The following is a 904-nucleotide window of genomic DNA, read 5'->3' as shown; positions in this document are numbered from 1 at the left end:
CATACCGCGGGAACGTTGTGTGCAATTTGAATAATTAAGGATAATGAACGCATCAATGAAGAATTTCATCCGAATTATGGCATATCTCTTAAGTATATGTTTAATGATGATATTAAGCTTTGAATTGCAATTCGAATTATTTGTTGGGCCAATATTAAATGTGTTTATTTTAATTGCAGTTTTGATCTTCGCCCTAATATTTGCATTATTCAACATAGCCGTAAACAATTACAAAAAGTTTTATTCTTATAAACCTCTGTTAGTACTCATATTAGGATTCTTTTTCTCTATAACGTTAAGATCATTTGATTTTAGTCATCAGTTAAACTACATATTTCAAAAAAACAACTTGGAATTAATTGATAAAATGACTAAAGAATCTGGAGTTTATGAACTAACAGACATGTTAAGCTACCATAAGAGAATTAATCAATACTCTGTTAAAAGTAATGGTAAGTTTAGAAGTAAAGATCACTTAGTGAATGCATTTGAAAAACACTCAACTTTTTATGAACTCAATTTAAATGACATTTATGAATTAAGAAACCTAATGGAAAAAACTGATATTAAAGAATTAAATAGATCAGATGAAAATATTCTATTAATTGTAAATGGATTTCTTGATCATGAATATGGTTACATTAAATCATTTAATGAGGAAATTTCATCCGGTAATAAAATTAAATCAGAGCATATTATTATTGCAAGACTTATTAAACTTCAAAATGGATGGTATTTCTTCTATAATTGAAATGATAAAAAAACTGCATACAACACGCGGTCATACTGCATGGCAGTACATTTAAATAAAACACATCAACGTTCGCAGGCTGCCTCTTTTGTCCTGACAGTTCCTTTCCCATCGGAAAGAAACTGCCACGACACCATACCGCGGGAACGTTGT

The 904-nt window shown here is 29.6% G+C and carries 1 protein-coding gene; it reads left to right on the top strand.

The window, feature by feature from the left end; translation table 11 throughout:
* Window positions 1-103 precede the first annotated feature (103 nt).
* On the top strand, window positions 104-751 hold the full coding sequence (locus ACE1ET_RS20500) for a hypothetical protein (protein WP_375730295.1): 648 nt from the start codon (window positions 104-106) through the stop codon (window positions 749-751).
* The last annotated feature ends 153 nt before the right edge of the window (window positions 752-904 follow it).

This window comes from Quyinboa mangrovi, assembly GCF_042219825.1.
Classification (GTDB): Bacteria; Bacteroidota; Bacteroidia; order Bacteroidales; family UBA5342; genus JBHJHP01.
The sequence above is the reverse complement of the archived record's forward strand: the minus strand, read 5'-3'. Positions and strand labels throughout refer to the sequence as shown.

Bases quoted from the DNA above. Each gene is read 5' to 3' on its own strand.
- ACE1ET_RS20500 (WP_375730295.1), top strand. From the start codon at position 104: ATGATGATATTAAGCTTTGAATTGCAATTCGAATTATTTGTTGGGCCA.